Below are 18,687 nucleotides of genomic sequence, written 5' to 3'. Positions count from 1 at the left end.
GGGGGTCAGGCCACCGTCTCGGAGCGGTCCGCCGCCCAGCGGGTGTGGAACGACCCGTCCCGGTCCACCCGGTGGTAGGTGTGCGCCCCGAAGTTGTCCCGTAGGCCCTGGATCAGTGCGGCCGGCAGCCGCTGTGCGCGCAGCCCGTCGAAGTAGGCCAGCGACGACGAGAACGCCGGCGTGGGCACGCCCGCCCGGGCCGCGTCGGCCACCACCCGCCGCCAGGCCGGGACGCCGGCGTCGACCCGCTCGGCGAACCACGGGGCCACCAGCAGCGTCGGCAGCTCCGGCTCGGCGTCGTACGCCTCGCGGATCCGGTCCAGGAAGCGGGCCCGGATGATGCAGCCGCCCCGCCAGATGGTCGCGGTGCCGCCCAGGTCGATGCCCCAGTCGTACTCGCGGCTGCCGGCCCGGATGTGGTCGAAGCCCTGCGCGTACGCGACGATCTTGCTGGCCAGCAGCGCGCGCCGGACGTCCTCGACGAAGGTCTCCCGGTCGTCCACCTGCCACTTTCCGCCCGCGTCGGCGAAGGCGCGGCGCGCGGCGGCGCGCTGGTCGGCGTGGCCGGACAGCGACCGGGCGAAGGTGGCCTCGGCGATCCCCGTGATCGGGACGCCGAGGTCCAGCGCGCTCTGCACGGTCCACCGGCCGGTGCCCTTCTGCTCGGCCTGGTCGAGCACCACGTCGACGAAGGGCCGGCCGGTCGCCGCGTCGGTGTGCCCGAGCACGTCGGCGGTGATCTCGATGAGGAACGACTCCAGCTCGCCGCCGTTCCACTGCCGGAAGATCTCCGCGAGCTGCGCCGGGCTCGCCGACAGGCCGGCCCGCAACAGGTCGTACGCCTCGGCGATGAGCTGCATGTCGGCGTACTCGATGCCGTTGTGGACCATCTTGACGAAGTGGCCGGCGCCGTCCGGGCCGATGTGCCGGCAGCACGGGGTGCCCGCCACCTGCGCGGCGATCTTCTCGAAGATCGGGCCGAGCTTGCGGTAGGACTCGTCCGAGCCGCCCGGCATGATGCTCGGGCCGTGCAGCGCGCCCTCCTCGCCGCCGGATACGCCGGTGCCGACGAAGTGCAGCCCGTGCCCGCGCAGCGCCTCCTCCCGGCGGATGGTGTCGGTGAAGTGCGCGTTGCCGCAGTCGACGACGATGTCCCCCGCCTCCAGCAGTGGCACCAGTTCGTCGATCACCGCGTCGGTGGGGCCGCCCGCCTTGACCATGACGATCACCGCGCGGGGGCGCTCCAGCGTGGCGACGAAGTCGGCCGTCGACTCCGACGGCACGAAGGCGCCCTCGCCGCCGTGCTCGGCGATCAGGCTGCGGGTGCGCTCGGGCGAGCGGTTGTGCACCGCGACGGTGAAGCCGTGACGGGCCAGGTTCCGGGCCAGGTTGCGGCCCATCACCCCCAGCCCGGTCACGCCGATCTGTGCCGTCGCCCGCGCCGCCATGCGTACCGCCACCCTCCGTCGGCTGCCCGTGCTGCGACCGTATCGCGGTCGGTCCGGGTGCGGGCCGGGATGTCGACGGCCGGTGAGTGGGGCGTCACCCCTGGTTGGGTGGCATCGTGGCGGTCGGTCCCGTCGCCTCGGCCAGCCGGGCCTCGACGCGGGCGACCTTCGCGGTCATCGCGTCGGTGACGCCGGGACGCAGGTCGGCCTTGAGCACCAGGCTGACCCGGGGCGCCTGGGCCGCGACCGTGTCGACGGCGCGCTTGACCACCGCCATCACCTCGTCCCACTCGCCCTCGACGGTGGTGAACATGGCGTCGGTCCGGTTGGGCAGGCCGGACTCGCGGACCACCCGGACGGCGTCGGCGACCACGCCGCCCACGGACTCACCCACGCCGAGCGGGGTGATCGAGAATGCGATCAGCATGTCGCCGATGTTGCCAGTAAATCGGGTGCGGGGACGCGGGTCGCCGGTTAGCCTGCTGACATGCGTAACTGACGCCCTTCCGCCGAGCCCGTCCGCCGCCGTACGCGGCGCGACCCGTCCTGCTCCGGGCGTCCGCATCCCTCCTCACCGCCGTCGGTGGCGGTGTCTGTCGTGGTCGGACCCGCCGGAGCCCACCCGCTCGCCGCGCCGTGACCGGCGCTCTCGACAGTCAGGAGGCCCGCGTATGCCCGCCAAGCGCAGTCCGAAGAAGTCCCGTAAGCCGTCGCCGTCCCTGGTGGACGTGACCCCGACGGATCTCGACACCCTCGCCGTGGCGCCGGTCGTCAAGCCGGTGGCCGTACCTGGGGAGTCCGGGGCGACGCCGCCGAAGGCCGGTCCGCCGTCGACCGGTCGCGACGCCCGGCTCGCCGGGCGCGGCCAGCGCGCCGGCCAGACCCGGTTCTACGCCTTCCGGCGCAGCTGACCGGCCGTCGACCGACCCGGGTCGCGGCGATCCGGGGCGTCCCGCCGCGAGGACGCCCCGCCCCGCCGCAGCCCGGGTCGGGTGGTCGACCGGATCAGCCGATCAGCGGGCGGAAGGTGCCGACCGCGACGCTGACCGCCAGCGCCGCGCCCGCCAGCACCGCCGCGACGGCCACCAGCAGGGCGTCCGCCCGGGTGAAGTGCTGCCGGCGGGCGACCGTACGCGGAACGCCGGCGTCGAAGCCGCGGGCGTCCATCGCCACCGCCAGCCGGGTGCCCCGCCGGATCGCCCCGACCAGCAGGGCGAACGCCGTCGACACGAAGAGCCGCAGCTTGGCGACCGGATTCCGGCCGGCGTCGACCCCCCGGGCCCGGCGCGCCATGCTGATCATCCGCCACTCCTGCTCCAGCAACGGCACCAGCCGGAACGCGGCCAGCGCGCCGATGGCGAACCGGGCCGGCGCCTTCGCGTTCTGGATCAACGCGTCGGCCAGGTCGGTGGCGTCGGTGGTGGCGAAGACGACGATCCCGGGCAGCGCCACCGCGAGCATGCGCAGCACCAGCCCCAGCGCGGTGACCAGCACCCCCTCGGTGACCAGGACCGGACCCGCCTCGACCAGCACCCGCCCGGAGCGGTCGGCGGCGAACAGCACCAGGGTGACCAGGATCCCCCCGGCGCTGGCCAGCAACGGCCAGGCCCGCCGGGCCAGCACCCGGTAGCGGATGCCGAACAGCGGCAGCACCGCCAGCTCGATCGCGATGGCGATGGCGGGGGCCACCGGGTCCAGGGTGGCGATCAGGATGAACGAGAAGACCAGCGCGGCGGCCAGCTTCGCCACGGGATTGCGCCGGGCCAGCGGCGCCCCGGGCGCGGCGACCGGCTCCACGCCGATCACGGCCGGTCCCCGGTGCCGGGTCGGGTCAGGGTCACCGTGCGGTCGGCCAGCGCGGCGACGAAGTCCGGGTCGTGGGTGACCGCCACGACGCCGTGACCGGCGTCGCGCAGCTCGGCGAGCAGGTCGACCAGCTCCAGCCAGGTCCGCCGGTCCTGGCCGAAGGTGGGTTCGTCGCAGATCAGCAGGCGGGGCGCGGTGGCCAGGGCGGTCGCCACGCTCAGCCGCCGCGCCTCCCCACCGGAGAGGGTGTACGGGTTCGCCCCGGCCAGCCGGGCCAGCCGGAGCCGTTCCAGCAGCCCGTCCACGGTGGACCGGACCGCCGCCTCGGGCTGGCCGGTCCGGCGCGGGCCCAGCGCCAGCTCGTCGAAGACGGTGTTGGTGACGAACTGGTGCTCGGGATCCTGGAAGACCGAGCCGATCCGCCGGGCGAGGGCCGGCGCCCGCCAGCGGTGCGGGGGAGTGCCGGCGTCCGGGCCGGCCAGGTCGGCGCCGGCGGTGACCGTACCGGTGCCGGGGCGGAGCAGGCCGCCGAGGAGCAGGGCGAGGGTGGACTTGCCGGCGCCGTTCGGGCCGAGCACGGCGAGCGCCTCGCCGGCGCGTACCCGAAGGTCGGTGGGGGCCAGCCGGGGCGGCAGGCCGAGCCGGCCGGCGGTGATCAGCGGCTCGCCGGCCGGCGCGGCGGCCCGCCGGGGCGGCACGGCCCGGCCGGGCACCCAGACCCCGGCGTCGGCGAGCGCGTCGCCGTGCGCGGCGAAGACCGCGTCGGGCGGCCCGTCGGCCCGCACCCCGCCGCCGGCTTCGAGGACGACCACCCGGTCGACCAGCGGCAGCGCCTCGGCGACCCGGTGCTCGACCAGGATCAGCGTGGTGTCGGCGTCGAGGGCGTCCCGGACGGCCTGCCGGATCAGCGTGGCGCCGGCCGGGTCGAGGTTGGCCGTCGGCTCGTCGAGCAGCAGCAGCCCGGGTCGCAGGGCGAGCGCCCCGGCCAGGGCGAGTCGCTGCTGCTCGCCGCCGGACAGCGCCGCGGTGGGCCGGCCCCGGTGGTACGGGAAGCCGACCCGGCGCAGCGCCTCGTCGACCCGGGGCCAGATCTCCGCACCGGGTACGCCCCGGTTCTCCAGCCCGAACGCGACGTCGTCGCCGCAGCGGGCCATCACCAGTTGGGTCTCCGGGTCCTGGAAGACGACACCGACCCGTTCCCGGGCCTTGCGCGGGTCGAGCCCGTCGATCTCGATGGTGCCCTCCTGGGTGCCGGAGTCCTCGGGCAGCAGCCCGGCGAGCGCCGCGAGCAGGGTGCTCTTCCCGGCCCCGGACGGCCCGAGCAGCAGCACCCGTTCCCCGGCCTCGATGCGCAGGTCCACCCCCCGCACCGCCCAGCCCTTCCGGCCGGCGTGCCGCCACCCGAACCCCCGCAACTCCACCGCGCTCATCTCCGCACCCCCTTCCCGATCCGGCAGGTGACTTTCAGACGGCGGCGCGTTCCCGGCCGGCGGGGAAACGGTCGAGGACGCCGGTGTCGGCCAGGGCGCGGGTGAGGTAGAAGGCGCCGGCGCCGGCGATCACGGTGGCGCTCACGATGGTCAGCAGCGCGTACGGGATGCGGTAGCTGACCAGGTCGGTGGCCTTGTTCCAGTAGACGAAGTCGAAGACCGCCGCGGTCAGGCCGGTGAGCGCGCCGGCCAGCAGGGCGCTCGGCAGCCGGTACGAGCGGTAGCGGAACGCGGCGAAGGCCAGCTCGGCGCCGATGCCCTGGGTCAGGCCCTGCACGATCGCGATGCCGCCCCACTGGCTGCCCAGCAGCGCGGAGACGATCGAGGCGACCAGCTCGCAGAACAGCGAGGCGCCGGGCTTGCGGATCACCAGTCCGCCGAGGACCGCCGGCACCAGCCATACGCCGTAGATGAGGGTCTGCGCCGGCGGGAAGAAGGCGAAAGCGGCGTCCGTGGCGCTCCAGACCAGGTTCCAGGCCCAGAAGATGACGCCGAAGGCGACGGCGATCACCGAGGCGACGACGATGTCGATGGTGCGCCAGCGGTTGCTGTTTTCCATGGTTGCTCCCAGTCCATGACAAGAACCAGGAGAAGACGCACGCCGCGCCCGGTGTCACCGGACGGCGGCGCGGCTGGAGGTCGACCGAACTCCCTGCGCTGGCATTACCCAGATCAGGTTCGAGGGTCTGCGGGCACCGGCCCGCACTCTCAGCGCTGTGCGCTCCCCTGTCGGATGTGAAGTTGTCTCGTTCAGACGCTAGCACCGCCCCTGGCCACCGGCCCAGCAGGGCGTCGGGGGATCGACGTGGGTGGGTAGGCTGCCGAATCATGCGGGTCGACGCGCGAGGTCTGACGTTCGAGGTACGCACGGGCGGTCCGGAGGACGGCGTACCCGTCCTGCTGCTGCACGGCTTCCCGCAGCACGGCGGCGAGTGGGACGGGGTGGTGCCCGCGCTGCACGCCGCCGGGCTGCGCACGTACGCGCCCGACCAGCGCGGCTACTCGCCGGGCGCGCGGCCGGCGGCGGTCGAGGCGTACCGGATTCCGGAGCTGGTGGCCGACGCGGCCGGCGTGCTCGACGCGCTCGGGGTGACGTCCGCGCACGTGGTGGGGCACGACTGGGGCGCGGCGGTGGCGTGGGCCCTGGCGGCGGCACACCCGGAGCGGGTCCGTTCCCTGACCGCGGTGTCGGTGCCGCACCCGGCGGCGATGGCCCACGCGCTCGCCACCGACCGGCGGCAGAAGGCCCGGTCCGCCTACATGGCGCTGTTCCGCAAGCCGGGCACGGCCGAGCGGGTGCTGCTCGCGATGCGTGCCGCCGCGCTGCGCCGGATGCTCGGCGGGGTGGGCGACGCCGCCCGGGTGACCCGCTACGCCGAACCGATGCGCGTGCCGGGCGCGCTGACCGCCGCCCTCAACTGGTACCGGGCCATGTCGGGGGCCGACATGCGGGCCGTCGGGCCGGTGGGTGTGCCGACCACGTTCGTGTGGAGCGACGGGGACGTCGCGATCGGCCGGGCCGCCGCTGAGGCGTGCGCGGCGCACGTCACCGGCGACTACCGCTTCGTCGAACTGGCCGGTGTCACCCACTGGATTCCCGACGAGGCGCCCGCCCCGCTCGCCGAGGCGATCCTCGCCCGGGTCGGCCCATGATCGCCGCCGCCGCGCCGGCCCGGCCGCACACCCGCGCGTCGCTCGCCGCCCAGCTCCACGCCCTCGGCGTACGCCCCGGCGGGATCGTGCTGGTGCACGCGGGCCTGCGCGGGCTGGGTCTCCTCTGTGGTGGCCCGGAGGCGGTGCTGCTCGCCCTGCGCGACGTACTCGGGCCGGACGGCACGGTGGTGGTGCCCACCCACACCCCGGAGAACAGCGACCCGGCGGGCTGGACCAACCCGCCGGTGCCGGCGGACTGGTGGCCGGTGATCCGGGCCGGGCTGCCCGGCTTCGACCCGGCGGTCACGCCGAGCCGGTTCATGGGCGCCCTGGCCGAACTGGTCCGCACCTGGCCGGGCGCGCGGCGCAGCGACCACCCGCACGTCTCGTTCGCCGCGCTCGGGCCGGCCGCCGACCGGATCGTCGCCGGCCACGCGCTGGCCGACATGCTCGGCGAGAGTTCCCCGCTGGCCCGGCTGTACGAACTGGACGCCGACGTGCTGCTGCTCGGCGTCGACCACGGCCGCAACACCTCGCTGCACCTGGCCGAGTACCGCCGGCCCGCGCCGCCCCGGCAGCGCTGCGGCGCGGCCGTCCTGACGCCCGACGGCGGGCGGGAGTGGGTGTGGTGGGATGACGTGCACCTGGACGACGACGGCTTCGCGCGGCTCGGCGCCGAGCTGGAGGCCACCGGGGCGGTCCGGCTCGGGCCGGTCGGCGCCGGGACGGGCCGGTTGATGCGACAGCGGGCGGCGGTCGACTTCGCGGTGGACTGGCTGGCCCGCGACCGACGGACGGAGGAATCATGAGCGCCGAGGCGTACCTGGCGGTGGTGACCGAGACGATCGGCCGGGTGGCAGCCGGCCAGCGGGAAGGGGTCGGCCGGGCGGCCGACCTGATCGCCGAGTCGCTGCGCGCCGACGGGGTGGTGCACGCGTTCGGCACCGGCCACTCGGAGGCCCTGGCGATGGAGATCGCCGGCCGGGCCGGCGGGCTGGTGCCCACCAACCGGATCGCGCTGCGTGACCTGGTGCTCTACGGCGGCGAGCCGGCCGATGTGCTCGGCCCGAAGCTGGAACGCGAGCCGGCCGTGGCGCACCGCCTCTACGAGCTGGCCCCGATCCACCCGCGGGACGTCTTCGTGCTCGCCTCCAACTCCGGTGTGAACGGGGCGATGGTGGAGTTCGCGTCGATCGTCAAGGACCGCGGGCACGCCTTGATCGCGATCACCTCGGCGGCTCACTCGGCCCGGATGACCTCGCGTCACCCGTCCGGGCGCAAGCTGGCCGACTTCGCCGACGTGGTGCTCGACAACGGCGCCCCGTACGGCGACGCCACCCTGCCGCTGCCCGGTGGCGGCGCGGTCGGCGCGGTCTCCTCGATCACGGCGGCGCTGCTGGCCCAGCAGATCGTGGCGGAGGTGGTGGCCCGGCTGCTGGCGGCGGGGGAGCGGCCCCCGGTCTACCTGTCGGCGAACATCACCGGCGGCGACGAGCACAACGCCGAGTTGGAGGCCCGGTACGCCGGTCGGATCCGTCGGGGCGCCTGAGCGCGTACCCGAGGCGGTTTCGCCCGCCGCCCGACGGGGCAAGCGCTGTGCGGCCCTTCCCACCGGGCGCTGTTCCGTCGGGGTCGGAAGCCGGAGCTGGTCCGGTTCGCGTACCGGATGGCCACCGGCGGCCTGGCCTTACTGCTGATCTCGATCGTCAGCGCGGTTCTGCTGATCACCGACTTCGTGCTGGGCCGGCGGCTCGCCCTGGTGCTGACCGCGATCACCGCGGCGTGGTTCCTGGCCTTCTGGCTGGCCCTGCCGCTCGCCGGGCGCCGCTGGAGTGAGCCCGACATCGACGACGAGGACGACGATCCGCGGGCGCTGCCCGGCGACTGAACGGTGCCGGTCGCGCCAAATCGGACGTGCGACGAAGGCTACCGCTGGGTAACACCCGGGGGTAGCGTCGATTTCTGTCGAGCACGTTGACGCAGCCGGACCGAGGTCTCCAGGAGGCAGCCGTGACCACGACACGGAACAACCGACCCGACCCCCACGGCGGCCCGACCGGCCGGGTGGCGCCGATCGACGACGCCGAGCCGCCGGCCGGCAGCGCCGCGGCGGTCGCCGAGGCGGGTGGGGCGGGGCCGCTGCCCGCCGAGGCCGGCCAGGTCTCCGAGAAGGAGGCCCGCCAGGTCGCGGAGGCGGCCCGCGAGACGGCCTGGGACCGGCCCAGCTTCGGCAAGGAGCTGTTCCTCGGCCGGTTCCGGCTCGACCTGATCAACCCGTGGCCCCGCTCCGACCCGGCGGACGTCGCCCGGGCCGGGGAGTTCCTCGGCGCGCTCGGGGCGTACCTGGACGCCGAGGTGGACGGCGCCGCGATCGAGCGGGACGCGCACATCCCGGACGAGGTGTTCCACGGGCTGGCCCGGCTGGGCGCCTTCGGCATGAAGATCGACCGGAGGTACGGCGGCCTCGGGCTGAGCAACCTGCACTACTGCCGGGCGCTGATGCTGGCCGGCTCGGCCAACCCGGCGATCAGCGCGCTGCTCTCCGCCCACCAGTCGATCGGCGTGCCGCAGCCGCTGAAGATGTTCGGCACGCCCGAGCAGAAGCAGCGGTTCCTGCCCCGGCTGGCCGCCGGTGAGGTCTCCGCGTTCCTGCTCACCGAGCCGGACGTCGGCTCCGACCCGGCCCGGCTGGCGACCACCGCCGAGCCCACCGCCGACGGCACCGGCTACCGGCTCAACGGGGTGAAGCTCTGGGCCACCAACGGCACGGTCGCCACCCTGCTCGTGGTGATGGCCCGGGTGCCGGCGGGCGAGGGGCGGCGCGGCGGCATCACCGCGTTCGTGGTGGAGGGCGACAGCGAGGGCATCACCGTCGAGCGCCGCAACGCCTTCGTCGGCCTGCGCGGCCTGGAGAACAGCCTCACCCGGTTCCATGACGTCATCGTGCCGAAGGAGAACGTGATCGGCGGCGAGGGCAAGGGTTTGAAGATCGCCCTGACCACGCTGAACACCGGGCGGCTCTCACTGCCGGCCATGTGCGTCGGCGCCGGCAAATGGTCGCTGAACGTGGCCCGGGAGTGGGCCGCCGACCGGGTCCAGTGGGGCCGGCCGGTCGGCGAGCACGAGGCGGTCGCCAAGAAGCTGGCCTTCATCGCCGCCACCACGTACGGCATGGAGAGCATGCTCGACCTGTGCTGCCTGCTCGCCGACGACGACCGCAACGACATCCGGATCGAGGCGGCGCTGGTGAAGCTCTACGCCAGCGAGATGGCCTGGAAGATCGCCGACGAGCTGATCCAGATCCGGGGCGGCCGTGGCTACGAGACGGCCGATTCCCTGGCCGCCCGGGGCGAGCGGCCGGCCGCGGTCGAGCAGTTGCTACGCGACCTGCGGATCAACCGGATCTTCGAGGGCTCCACCGAGATCATGCACCTGCTGATCGCCCGGGAGGCGGTCGACGCGCACCTCTCGGTGGCCGGCGACATCATCGACCCGGACGCCGGGCTGGGCCGCAAGGCCAGGGCGGGCGCCCGGGCCGGCGTCTTCTACGCGAGGTGGCTGCCCACCCTCGCCGTCGGCAGGGGGCAGGCGCCCCGGGCGTACGCCGAGTTCGGCCCGCTCGCCGCTCACCTGCGGCACGTCGAGCGCACCTCCCGCAAGCTGGCCCGCGCCACCTTCTACGCGATGTCCCGCTGGCAGGGAAAGATGGAGCGCAAGCAGGCGTTCCTCGGCCGGGTGGTGGACATCGGCGCGGAGCTGTTCGCGATGTCCGCGGTCTGCGTACGGGCCACCGCCGAGCGGGCGGAGCACCCGGAGAACGTCGAGCTGGCCGACCTGTTCTGCCGGCAGGCCCGGCTGCGGGTCGACGAGTTGTTCACCGCGCTCTGGTCCAACACCGACTCGGTCGACGTGGCGGCGGCGAAGCGGATCCTCGCCGGCCGGTACGCCGCGCTGGAGGGGGGCGTCGCCGCTCCGCCGGCCGAACTGCCCTGGGTGGCCGGCTGGCAGCCCGGCCCCTCCACCGCCGAGGACGTCCGCCGCCGCATCCCGCCCCTGGGGTGAGCCGGTCGCGGGGCCGGCGGCCGGCTCAGTGGGCCGCGACCGCCCAGGCCAGCACGCCGGCCAGGATGAGCCCGTTCAACGCGGCCAGCACCAGGTACGCGGCCGGCGGGATCTTCCGGCCCCGGCGTACGTAGCTCACCAGCACGCCCGCGTACGCCAGCAGCAGCACGGCGACGACGATCAGGAAGTACAGCACCGCCACACCTTACCGGCCGGCCTTCAGGCCGAGTCTGCGCAGCTCCAGCGCGGCGAGCGCGTCGACCGTCGCGTCGTCGCCACGTCGCCACGCCTCGGCCACGTCGGGTGCGATCCGGGTCAGCCGTCCGAGCGGCTGGCCGGCGAGCGCGCGCAGGGCCAGCAGGTCCCGGCCGGCGGGGGCGGTGGCCAGAGCCTGCGCCGCGCCGGCCCGGCGTATCCAGCGCAGCCGCAGCGGCAGCCAGCCGAACAGGACCAGGCCGAGCGGGAAGACCAGCACCGCGATGCTCAGCCCGAGGGCCAGTTGACCGACGAGTTCCTGCTGGTCGCGGCCGGCCTGCGCGACCGCGTGGGCGGCCTCCGCGGCCCGGGCGAAGGGCGCGGTCAGCTCGTCCCCGACCAGCGGCACCCGGCCGACCTTGCCGCCGGCGTCGGCCAGGCTGTCGGCGAGGCCGCCGCCGGCCCCCTCCAGCTTCTGTCCGGGTACGGCGAGTTTCTCGATCACGTCGTGCAGCCAGAGTGCGAAGCGGATCGCCGCGTACACCCAGACGGCCACGAGCAGATCGGTGATGAGCTGACGGAGAGCGGTCGGAAGTCGATCGGCGTAGATCTTCACGCCGGACAGCGTGCCACGGTCCGGCCGTGGCGGCACGGGGCGAACGTTCAGCCGAGGCAGGCCGGACAGCAGCCGAAGATCTCCAGGGTGTGGCTGACCTCGGCGTACCCGTGTTCGGCGGCGACCCGCTCCGCCCATTTCTCCACCGTCGGCCCGGCCACCTCCACCGTCCGGCCGCAGTGCCGGCAGACCAGATGGTGGTGGTGCCCCTCGCTGCACCGCCGATAGAGGTGCTCGCCGCCGGGCGGGCGCATCACGTCGATCTCGCCGGCGTCGGCGAGCCCCTGCAACGTCCGGTAGACGGTGGTCAGCCCGACCCGCTCGCCCCGCTGGCGCAGCATCGCGTGCAGTTCCTGCGCGCTGTGGAAGCCCTCCAGCTCGGCCAGCAGCGCGCTCACCGCCGTCCGCTGCCGGGTGTTGCGCGGCGCCCCCTCGCTCATGACGGTCCTTCTCCGGCGTGGCTCACCGCGTCCGCCACGATGTGCGCGACGTGCTCGTCCACCAGGGCGTACGCGATCTCCCGGCCGCGTCGGGAGCCGCGCACCACACCCGCGCCGCGCAGCACCCGCAGGTGCTGGGAGACCAACGGCTGCGGGGCACCGAGCTTCTCCACCAGCTCGTGCACGCAGCGCTCGCCCTGCGCCAGCTCGCTCACGATCGCCAACCGGATGGGTGCCGACAGTGCGCGCAGCAGGTCGCCCGCTCCCTCGAAGGCGTCGTATCCGTGCGTGGCGGTCACCCTGTAACGGTAACCAATCCCAGCAGCGCCGGCCCGGACGGGCTCACCGCAGCACCACCTCGGGCTCGTGCGGCTCGGCGATCGGCGGGACGACCGGGCGGGACCGGCGGCGCAGCGCCCGCCGGGCCGCGGTGGCGAGCGCGAGCGCCAGGAACGAGCCGATGGCCACCAGCACCACCGAGGCGCCCGGGGCGGTGTCGGCGGTGGCGGCCACCCAGATCCCCGCGCCGGCGGCGAAGAGCCCCAGCGCCATCGCCGCCGTCATGGTGCTCCGGAAACCCCGGGTGACCTGCTGGGCGGCGGCCACCGGCACCACCATCAGGGCGCTGATCAGCAGCACCCCGACCGCGCGCATGGCGATCGTCACCGTCCACGCGGTGCCGACCGCGATGAGCAGGTTGAGCGCCCGGACCGGCAGCCCGGACACCCGGGCGTACTCCTCGTCGTGGCAGACCGCGAAGAGCGCCGGGCGCAGCGCCAGCATGGCCACCAGGACCACCACGCCGAGCACCAGGATGGTGACCAGGTCCGCCGGGGAGGTGGTGATCAGCGACCCGAACAGGTACGAGTTGAGCGCGGCGCTGCTGGCGTCGGAGAGCCCGACCAGCAGCACGCCGCCGGCGATGCCGCCGTAGAAGAGCAGCGCCAGGGCCAGGTCCCCGGAGGTACGCCCGCGCGAGCGGATCAGCTCGATCACGATCGCGCCCAGCGTCGCCGCGATCACCGCCACCAGCACCGGGGACCGGTTGAACAGCAACCCGGCGCCGACGCCGGTGAGCGCCACGTGGCCGATCCCGTCGCCGATCAGCGCCAGCCGGCGCTGCACCAGGTAGATGCCGAGCGCCGGGGCGGCCAGGCCGATTACCAGCGCCCCGACCAGGGCACGCAGCATGAAGTCGTACTGGAAGAGGTCCATGTCAGATGCTCCACAGCCCGGCGGGCTCCTCGTCGCAGTGCGGGTGCACGTGCTCGTGGTCGGGGTCCGCGTGGTGGCCGGCGGGCTCCGGCACCGCGCCGTCGTGCACGATGCCGCCCTGGTGGACGACAACCGCCCGGCTGATCAGCGGGCGCAGCGGCCCCAGTTCGTGGGCGACCAGCAGCACCGTCCCGCCGCCGTCGACGAAGCCGCGCAGCGCCCCCGCGAACGCCTCCTGGCTGGCCGCGTCCACCCCGGCGGTCGGCTCGTCGAGCACCAGCAGCTCCGGCTGGCCGGCCAGGGCCCGGGCGATCAGGGTGCGCTGCTGCTGGCCACCGGAGAGGGTGGCGACCGGGTCACCGGCCCGGTCGGCGAGCCCGACCGCCCGCAGCGCGGCGGCGACCGCCTCCCGGTCGGCCCGTCCCGCCGGGCGCAGTACGCCCCGGCGGGCCAGCCGCCCGGACGCCACCACCTCCCGCACCGTGGCCGGTACGCCGCCGCCGGCGCCCAGCCGCTGCGGGACGTACCCGATGCGGTGCCAGTGCCGGAAGCGGCGCTGCGGGGTGCCGAAGAGGGCGACCGACCCGGCGCCGACCGGCACCAGGCCGAGCACGGCCCGGATCAGGGTCGACTTGCCGGAGCCGTTGGCGCCGAGCACCGCGACCACCTCGCCGGCCGCGACGCTCAGCGAGACGTCCCGGAGCACCGGTGGCCCGTCGTAGCCGACGGCGGCGTGCGCGACCTGGATCACAGGAGTGGTCATGAGCATCCCAGGGCGGTTCGCAGGGTCTGGAGGTTGGTACGCATCGCCGACCGGTAGTCGCCGTCGGCCGGCGCGCCCTCGATCGGGTCGAGTACGGCGGTCTTCGCCCCGACCTCGCGGGCCACCGTCTCGGCGACCTTCGGGCTGACCAGCGTCTCGAAGAAGATGGTGGTGGCCTGGTGGCTGCGGGCCTCCCGCGCCACCTCGGCGAGACGCTGCGGGGAGGGCTCCCCGTCGGGGCTGAGGCCGGTGATGCCGACCTGTTCGAGCTGGTAGCGCTCGGCCAGGTAGCCGAACGCGGTGTGGCTGGTCACGATCTCCCGGCGCTGGCAGGTCCGCAGGCCCTGAACGTAGTCGGCGTCCAGCTTCGTGAGGTCGGTGCGGAGCGCCGCCGCCCGGGCGGTGAACTCGGCGGCCCGCTCCGGGTCGGCCGTGCCGAGCCGCTCGGCGAGCCGGTCGCCGATGGTGGCCAGCCGGGTCGGGTCGAGCCAGACGTGCGGATCCCGGCCGCCCGTCTCGCCGTCGTGTCCGGCCTCGCCCTCGTGCTGGTGTCCGCCGGCACCGGCGTCCAGCAGCGGCTGCACGGTGGCGACGTCGAACGCCCGGTCGCCGCCGTTCTGCGCCACCGCCTCGTCCACGGCCGGCTGGAAGCCGGCGAGGTAGACGATCAGCTCGGCGTCGACGATCTGGCCGACCTGGCGCGGTTGCAGCTCCAGGTCGTGCGGCTCGGCGCCCGGCCGGGCCAGGTTGGTGATCCGGACCGCGTCCCCGCCGATCTGCTCGGCGAGGAACTGGAGCGGGTAGAAGGCGACCACCACGTCGACCCGGTCCGGGTCGGTGCCGCCACCACCGTGGTCCGAGCAGGCGGCGACGCCACCGAGGGTGAGCAGGGCGGCGGTGGCCGCGGCCAGGGCGCGGGAGGTGGAGCGGGCCTTCATGCCACCAACTGTCCGCGATAACGAAATTGATTGTCAAAAACGCATGATTCCATGTCAGCGCGGCCGCGCCGGATCAGAGCAGCTTGGCCAGCGCGACCGCGATCAACAGCGTCAGCATGAGCAGCCGCAGGAGCCGGGTCGCCGGCCTCTGCACCGACCAGGTGACGGTCATCAGCCACACCAGCAACACGGCCAGCGCGAGCAACAGCACGCCGCCCGCCGGGCCCGGCGCGAAGAGCGCCACCAGCACCAGGACCAGCGTGGCCAGGAACACCGCCGTCGGGTTGAGCCGGGCCAGCCGGGCCAGCACGGGACTCTGCGTACGCTGCATCCCACAGACTCTACGAGGAGGACCCCGGTGCTGGTCACCAACCGGTTCGTAGTCGACCCCGACGGCGCGTCGGACTTCACCGAGCGGGCGCACGCCGCCCTCGCCGCGCTCGCGGCCCGCCCCGGCTACCTGCGCGGGGAGCTGTTGCGGGCGCTGGACGACCCGACGCACTGGTGCCTGGTCACCGAGTGGGAGTCGGTCGGCGCGTACCGGCGGGCGCTGGGCGGCTTCGATGTCAAGGTCACGGCGGTGCCACTGCTGGCCCGGTCGGTCGACGAGCCGTCGGCGTACGAGACCCTCGCCAGCGCCGCGCCGGAGGGCGAGGTGGTGGTCGTGGCCAGCGATCGGGCCGCAGGTCCTTACCGCTGACGCCGGGGGCACTACCCTCTGGCGTATGACCGCTCCCGGACCGGCCGCCCCGCCCCCGCCTTCCGTGCCGCCCGGCGTGCCACCGGTAGCGGGATCGCCGACCCCCGCGCCGCCGCCCGAGCCGGGCGTCCCGGCGCCGCCGCCCGGCCCCGGAGTCGCCCCACCGTTCGCGGCGCCGCCCACCGAGGGGCGCCGGGCCCGGCTCTGGCTCGGGCTCGGCGTCGGCGCGCTCGCCGTGCTGCTCTGCTGCGGCGGGGGCGGCGCGGCCGTCGTCGGGCTGGCGGTGAGCAACGCCCAGGCCATCCAGGAACAGGGCCGCACGGTCACCAACAACTACTACCGGGCCCTCGTCGACAGGAACTGGTCCAAGGCGTACGACCAGCTCTGCGCCGACGCCCGGCGACGCGAGTCCCGGCCGGAGTTCGAGCAGCGGGTGGCCACCGAGCCGCAGATCACCGGCTACCGGGTGGGCACCGTCGACGCGCAGACGCTGACCGTCCCGGTGGACGTCACGCTGGCCGGTGGCAAGCGGGAGGCCCAGACGGTGACCCTGTCGCCGGATCAGCAGACGGGCGCCGTGGAGGTCTGCGGGGTGAGCTGACCGGACCCCGGTATTGTGCTGGGCTCGGGGCCGTGGTGGTCGTACCGTTGTCCCGACCGTCCGGTTCCACTCACATCGCCCCCGCCGACCGCCAGCCGGCGTAGGAGGAAACATGCCAGCCGACCGCATCGACGCCGTCGTCAGCCTCGCCAAGCGCCGGGGCTTCGTCTTCCCCTCCAGCGAGATCTACGGAGGCACCCGGTCGGCGTGGGACTACGGTCCGCTCGGCGTGGAGCTCAAGGAGAACGTCCGCCGGCAGTGGTGGCGGAACATGGTCCAGCAGCGCGACGACGTCGTCGGCCTGGACTCCGCGGTCATCCTGGCCCGGCAGGTCTGGGAGGCCAGCGGCCACATCGCCGAGTTCGTCGACCCGCTGACCGAGTGTCAGTCCTGCCACAAGCGGTTCCGCGCCGACCACCTGGAGGAGGCGTACGCCGAGAAGCACGGCAAGCCGCTGACCTCGCTGTCGGAGCTGAACTGCCCCAACTGCGGCAACAAGGGCACCTTCACCGAGCCGAAGATGTTCAACGGCCTGATGAAGACCTACCTGGGCCCGGTGGAGAGCGACGAGGGCCTGCACTACCTGCGCCCGGAGACCGCCCAAGGCATCTTCGTCAACTACAAGAACGTGGAGACGGTCGCCCGGAAGAAGCCGCCGTTCGGCATCGCGCAGACCGGCAAGTCGTTCCGTAACGAGATCACCCCGGGCAACTTCATCTTCCGGACCCGCGAGTTCGAGCAGATGGAGATGGAGTTCTTCGTCGAGCCGGGCACCGACGAGGAGTGGCACGAGTACTGGCTGCGGGAGCGCTGGAACTGGTACCTCGACCTCGGCCTGTCGGAGAGCAACCTGCGCTTCTACGAGCACCCGAAGGAGAAGCTCTCCCACTACTCGAAGCGCACGGTCGACATCGAGTACCGGTTCCAGTTCGGCGGCAGCGAGTTCGCCGAGCTGGAGGGCATCGCCAACCGCACCGACTTCGACCTGTCCACGCACACCAAGCACTCCGGCGTCGACCTGTCGTACTTCGACCAGACCAAGGGCGAGCGCTGGGTCCCGTACGTCATCGAGCCGGCCGCCGGCCTGACCCGCGCGGTGCTCGCCTTCCTGCTGGAGGCGTACGACGAGGACGAGGCGCCGAACACCAAGGGCGGCGTGGACAAGCGGACCGTCATGCGCTTCGACCCGCGGCTGGCCCCGGTCAAGGTGGCGGTGCTGCCGCTGTCCCGTAACGAGGCGCTCTCGCCGAAGGCCAAGCAGCTCGCCGCCGACCTGCGCAAGCGCTGGGTGGTCGAGTTCGACGACTCGCAGGCGATCGGCCGCCGCTACCGCCGGCAGGACGAGATCGGCACACCGTTCTGCGTGACGGTCGACTTCGACACCCTCGACGACAACGCGGTGACCGTGCGGAACCGGGACACGATGGCCCAGGAGCGCATCTCCCTGGACCAGGTCGAGCGCTACCTGATCGAGCGCCTTCCCGGCTGCTGAGCTGGTCGCGGGGCTCCGACCGGTGCGGAAACGCGCCGGTCGGAGCCCCGTACACTTGTCCGGTGACCGCCCCGACCGTGCCCGCGCTGCGCCCGTTGACTCTCGGGCGGCACCAGGTGTGGCCGCCGGTGGTGCTCGCGCCGATGGCCGGGATCACCAACGTCGGCTTCCGCCGGCTCTGCCGTGAGCAGGGCGGCGGCATCTACGTCTGCGAGATGATCACGACGCGGGCGCTGGTCGAGCGGAACCCGAAGACGCTGCGCATGATCGCCTTCGGCGCCGAGGAGCAGCCGCGCAGCCTCCAGCTCTACGGCACCGACCCGGAAATCACCGCCGCCGCCGTGCGGATCGTGGTGGAGCGGGATCTCGCCGATCACATCGACCTCAACTTCGGCTGCCCGGTCCCCAAGGTCACCCGGCGCGGCGGCGGGTCCGCCCTGCCGTGGCGGCGTCGGCTCTTCGCCCGGCTGGTCAGGGCCGCGGTGGACGCCGCGTCCCCCGCCGGGGTGCCGGTCACCGTCAAGATGCGCAAGGGCATCGACGACGACCACCTGACGTACGTCGAGGCCGGGCTCGCCGCCCAGGACGCCGGCGTCGCGGCGGTCGCCCTGCACGGGCGTACGGCCGCGCAGCGCTACTCGGGCACCGCCGACTGGGACGCCATCGCCACCCTGAAGCAGGCACTCGACGTGCCGGTGCTCGGCAACGGCGACATCTGGGAGGCCGACGACGCGTTGCGGATGGTCGCCCACACCGGCGTCGATGGCGTGGTGATCGGGCGCGGCTGCCTGGGCCGGCCGTGGCTATTCGCCGACCTGGAGGCCGCCTTCAACGGCCGCCCCGGGCGACGGCTGCCGAGCCTCGGCGAGGTGGCGGTGACCATGCGACGGCACGCCGAGCTGCTGGTGGACCAGTTCGTGGCCGGTGCCCGCAACCCGGCCCGGGGCGAGCGGGACGGCTGCACCGACTTCCGCAAGCACGTCGCCTGGTACCTCAAGGGCTTCCCGATCGGCAGCGAGCTGCGCCGCTCCCTCGCGATGATCGACAGCCTGGCCCAGCTCGACGACCTGCTGGGCAAGCTCGACCCGGCCGTGCCGTTCCCGGTGGAGACCCTCGGCCAGCCGCGTGGCCGGACCAACTCCCCGGGCAAGGTCTTCCTGCCCGACGGCTGGCTGGCCAGCCGCGACGACGACACCCCACCGGACGGAGCCGAGCTGGACGACTCCGGCGGCTGACCACGCGGACGACGAAGGGCCGGCCCCGGGTGG

At 74.1% G+C, this 18,687-nt stretch carries 23 protein-coding genes and 1 riboswitch; of the genes, 10 read left to right on the top strand and 13 right to left on the bottom strand.

The window, feature by feature from the left end; all coding sequences use genetic code 11:
- Positions 1 to 5: 5 nt before the first annotated feature.
- Together gndA and GA0070621_RS17205 are read right to left on the bottom strand one after the other, a co-directional pair.
- Positions 6 to 1,448 carry an NADP-dependent phosphogluconate dehydrogenase gene (gene gndA / locus GA0070621_RS17210; RefSeq protein ID WP_091196948.1) on the bottom strand — a complete coding sequence of 481 codons (1,443 nt, stop codon included), beginning with the start codon at positions 1,446 to 1,448 and terminating at the stop codon, positions 6 to 8.
- A gap of 94 nt (positions 1,449 to 1,542) precedes the next feature.
- The gene (locus GA0070621_RS17205) at positions 1,543 to 1,875 is read right to left on the bottom strand and encodes an MTH1187 family thiamine-binding protein (RefSeq protein WP_091196946.1); all 333 of its coding nucleotides are present in this window, start codon (positions 1,873 to 1,875) and stop codon (positions 1,543 to 1,545) included.
- Positions 1,876 to 2,119: 244 nt separating this feature from the next.
- Between GA0070621_RS17205 and GA0070621_RS17200 the strand changes: the two genes are divergently transcribed.
- On the top strand, positions 2,120 to 2,359 hold the full coding sequence (locus GA0070621_RS17200) for a hypothetical protein (protein WP_091196943.1): 240 nt from the start codon (positions 2,120 to 2,122) through the stop codon (positions 2,357 to 2,359).
- 94 nt (positions 2,360 to 2,453) lie between these two features.
- Here the strand turns inward: GA0070621_RS17200 and GA0070621_RS17195 are convergent, their stop codons facing one another.
- From GA0070621_RS17195 to GA0070621_RS17185, 3 genes are read right to left on the bottom strand one after another with little or no spacing between them, the layout of a single operon-like run.
- The gene (locus GA0070621_RS17195; protein ID WP_091196940.1) at positions 2,454 to 3,254 is read right to left on the bottom strand and encodes an energy-coupling factor transporter transmembrane component T family protein; all 801 of its coding nucleotides are present in this window, start codon (positions 3,252 to 3,254) and stop codon (positions 2,454 to 2,456) included.
- Positions 3,251 to 4,684: an ABC transporter ATP-binding protein gene (locus GA0070621_RS17190; protein ID WP_091196938.1), complete on the bottom strand. Its 1,434-nt coding sequence runs from the start codon at positions 4,682 to 4,684 to the stop codon at positions 3,251 to 3,253. The genes GA0070621_RS17195 and GA0070621_RS17190 overlap by 4 nt, the downstream gene beginning before the upstream one ends.
- 34 nt (positions 4,685 to 4,718) lie before the next feature.
- A complete protein-coding gene (locus GA0070621_RS17185) occupies positions 4,719 to 5,303 on the bottom strand; it encodes an ECF transporter S component (RefSeq protein WP_091196935.1) in 585 nt (194 codons plus the stop codon).
- Positions 5,304 to 5,375: 72 nt separating this feature from the next.
- Positions 5,376 to 5,482, bottom strand: a riboswitch (TPP riboswitch).
- Positions 5,483 to 5,572: 90 nt separating this feature from the next.
- Between GA0070621_RS17185 and GA0070621_RS17180 the strand changes: the two genes are divergently transcribed.
- From GA0070621_RS17180 to GA0070621_RS17160, 5 genes are all read left to right on the top strand, one after another.
- The gene (locus GA0070621_RS17180; RefSeq protein ID WP_091196932.1) at positions 5,573 to 6,397 is read left to right on the top strand and encodes an alpha/beta fold hydrolase; all 825 of its coding nucleotides are present in this window, start codon (positions 5,573 to 5,575) and stop codon (positions 6,395 to 6,397) included.
- On the top strand, positions 6,394 to 7,206 hold the full coding sequence (locus tag GA0070621_RS17175) for an aminoglycoside N(3)-acetyltransferase (protein ID WP_091196929.1): 813 nt from the start codon (positions 6,394 to 6,396) through the stop codon (positions 7,204 to 7,206). Before GA0070621_RS17180 ends, GA0070621_RS17175 begins: the two co-directional genes overlap by 4 nt.
- Positions 7,203 to 7,946, top strand: coding sequence for a sugar isomerase domain-containing protein (locus GA0070621_RS17170; protein WP_091196927.1), 744 nt, complete (start codon positions 7,203 to 7,205; stop codon positions 7,944 to 7,946). Before GA0070621_RS17175 ends, GA0070621_RS17170 begins: the two co-directional genes overlap by 4 nt.
- A 45-nt stretch (positions 7,947 to 7,991) precedes the next feature.
- A complete protein-coding gene (locus tag GA0070621_RS17165; RefSeq protein WP_331715218.1) occupies positions 7,992 to 8,285 on the top strand; it encodes a DUF6328 family protein in 294 nt (97 codons plus the stop codon).
- A gap of 122 nt (positions 8,286 to 8,407) precedes the next feature.
- Complete coding sequence (locus tag GA0070621_RS17160; protein ID WP_167667002.1) at positions 8,408 to 10,459, top strand: acyl-CoA dehydrogenase family protein; 2,052 nt, start codon at positions 8,408 to 8,410, stop codon at positions 10,457 to 10,459.
- 25 nt (positions 10,460 to 10,484) lie between these two features.
- Here GA0070621_RS17160 and GA0070621_RS30045 read toward each other — a convergent pair whose 3' ends face one another.
- The 8 genes from GA0070621_RS30045 to GA0070621_RS17125 form a co-directional block, all read right to left on the bottom strand.
- A complete protein-coding gene (locus tag GA0070621_RS30045) occupies positions 10,485 to 10,655 on the bottom strand; it encodes a hypothetical protein (RefSeq protein ID WP_167667001.1) in 171 nt (56 codons plus the stop codon).
- A 9-nt stretch (positions 10,656 to 10,664) separates the two neighbouring features.
- Positions 10,665 to 11,270: a hypothetical protein gene (locus tag GA0070621_RS17155; RefSeq protein WP_091202542.1), complete on the bottom strand. Its 606-nt coding sequence runs from the start codon at positions 11,268 to 11,270 to the stop codon at positions 10,665 to 10,667.
- Between the two features lie 47 nt (positions 11,271 to 11,317).
- Positions 11,318 to 11,710 carry a Fur family transcriptional regulator gene (locus GA0070621_RS17150; protein ID WP_091196924.1) on the bottom strand — a complete coding sequence of 131 codons (393 nt, stop codon included), beginning with the start codon at positions 11,708 to 11,710 and terminating at the stop codon, positions 11,318 to 11,320.
- The gene (locus GA0070621_RS17145; RefSeq protein ID WP_091196921.1) at positions 11,707 to 12,009 is read right to left on the bottom strand and encodes an ArsR/SmtB family transcription factor; all 303 of its coding nucleotides are present in this window, start codon (positions 12,007 to 12,009) and stop codon (positions 11,707 to 11,709) included. Before GA0070621_RS17145 ends, GA0070621_RS17150 begins: the two co-directional genes overlap by 4 nt.
- A 43-nt stretch (positions 12,010 to 12,052) precedes the next feature.
- The gene (locus GA0070621_RS17140) at positions 12,053 to 12,925 is read right to left on the bottom strand and encodes a metal ABC transporter permease (protein ID WP_091196919.1); all 873 of its coding nucleotides are present in this window, start codon (positions 12,923 to 12,925) and stop codon (positions 12,053 to 12,055) included.
- Position 12,926: 1 nt separating this feature from the next.
- A complete protein-coding gene (locus GA0070621_RS17135; protein ID WP_091196915.1) occupies positions 12,927 to 13,688 on the bottom strand; it encodes a metal ABC transporter ATP-binding protein in 762 nt (253 codons plus the stop codon).
- Positions 13,685 to 14,626 (bottom strand): metal ABC transporter substrate-binding protein, encoded by a 942-nt coding sequence (locus tag GA0070621_RS17130; protein ID WP_091196912.1) that lies wholly within the window; start codon positions 14,624 to 14,626, stop codon positions 13,685 to 13,687. The genes GA0070621_RS17135 and GA0070621_RS17130 overlap by 4 nt, the downstream gene beginning before the upstream one ends.
- Before the next feature lie 73 nt (positions 14,627 to 14,699).
- Positions 14,700 to 14,957, bottom strand: coding sequence for a DUF6703 family protein (locus tag GA0070621_RS17125; protein ID WP_091196909.1), 258 nt, complete (start codon positions 14,955 to 14,957; stop codon positions 14,700 to 14,702).
- Positions 14,958 to 14,984: 27 nt separating this feature from the next.
- On the opposite strand from GA0070621_RS17125, the gene GA0070621_RS17120 reads away from it, so the two are divergent.
- The 4 genes from GA0070621_RS17120 (at position 14,985) to dusB (ending at position 18,654) form a co-directional block, all read left to right on the top strand.
- The gene (locus tag GA0070621_RS17120; RefSeq protein WP_091196906.1) at positions 14,985 to 15,326 is read left to right on the top strand and encodes an antibiotic biosynthesis monooxygenase family protein; all 342 of its coding nucleotides are present in this window, start codon (positions 14,985 to 14,987) and stop codon (positions 15,324 to 15,326) included.
- Between the two features lie 25 nt (positions 15,327 to 15,351).
- Positions 15,352 to 15,927 (top strand): Rv0361 family membrane protein, encoded by a 576-nt coding sequence (locus tag GA0070621_RS17115; RefSeq protein WP_167666999.1) that lies wholly within the window; start codon positions 15,352 to 15,354, stop codon positions 15,925 to 15,927.
- A 112-nt stretch (positions 15,928 to 16,039) separates the two neighbouring features.
- On the top strand, positions 16,040 to 17,419 hold the full coding sequence (locus tag GA0070621_RS17110; RefSeq protein ID WP_091196903.1) for a glycine--tRNA ligase: 1,380 nt from the start codon (positions 16,040 to 16,042) through the stop codon (positions 17,417 to 17,419).
- Between the two features lie 62 nt (positions 17,420 to 17,481).
- On the top strand, positions 17,482 to 18,654 hold the full coding sequence (gene dusB / locus GA0070621_RS17105) for a tRNA dihydrouridine synthase DusB (RefSeq protein WP_091196900.1): 1,173 nt from the start codon (positions 17,482 to 17,484) through the stop codon (positions 18,652 to 18,654).
- Positions 18,655 to 18,687 lie beyond the last annotated feature (33 nt).

Source organism: Micromonospora narathiwatensis, assembly GCF_900089605.1.
GTDB classification, from domain to species: Bacteria; Actinomycetota; Actinomycetes; order Mycobacteriales; family Micromonosporaceae; genus Micromonospora; species Micromonospora narathiwatensis.
This window is presented reverse-complemented; position numbering and strand designations above follow the sequence as displayed.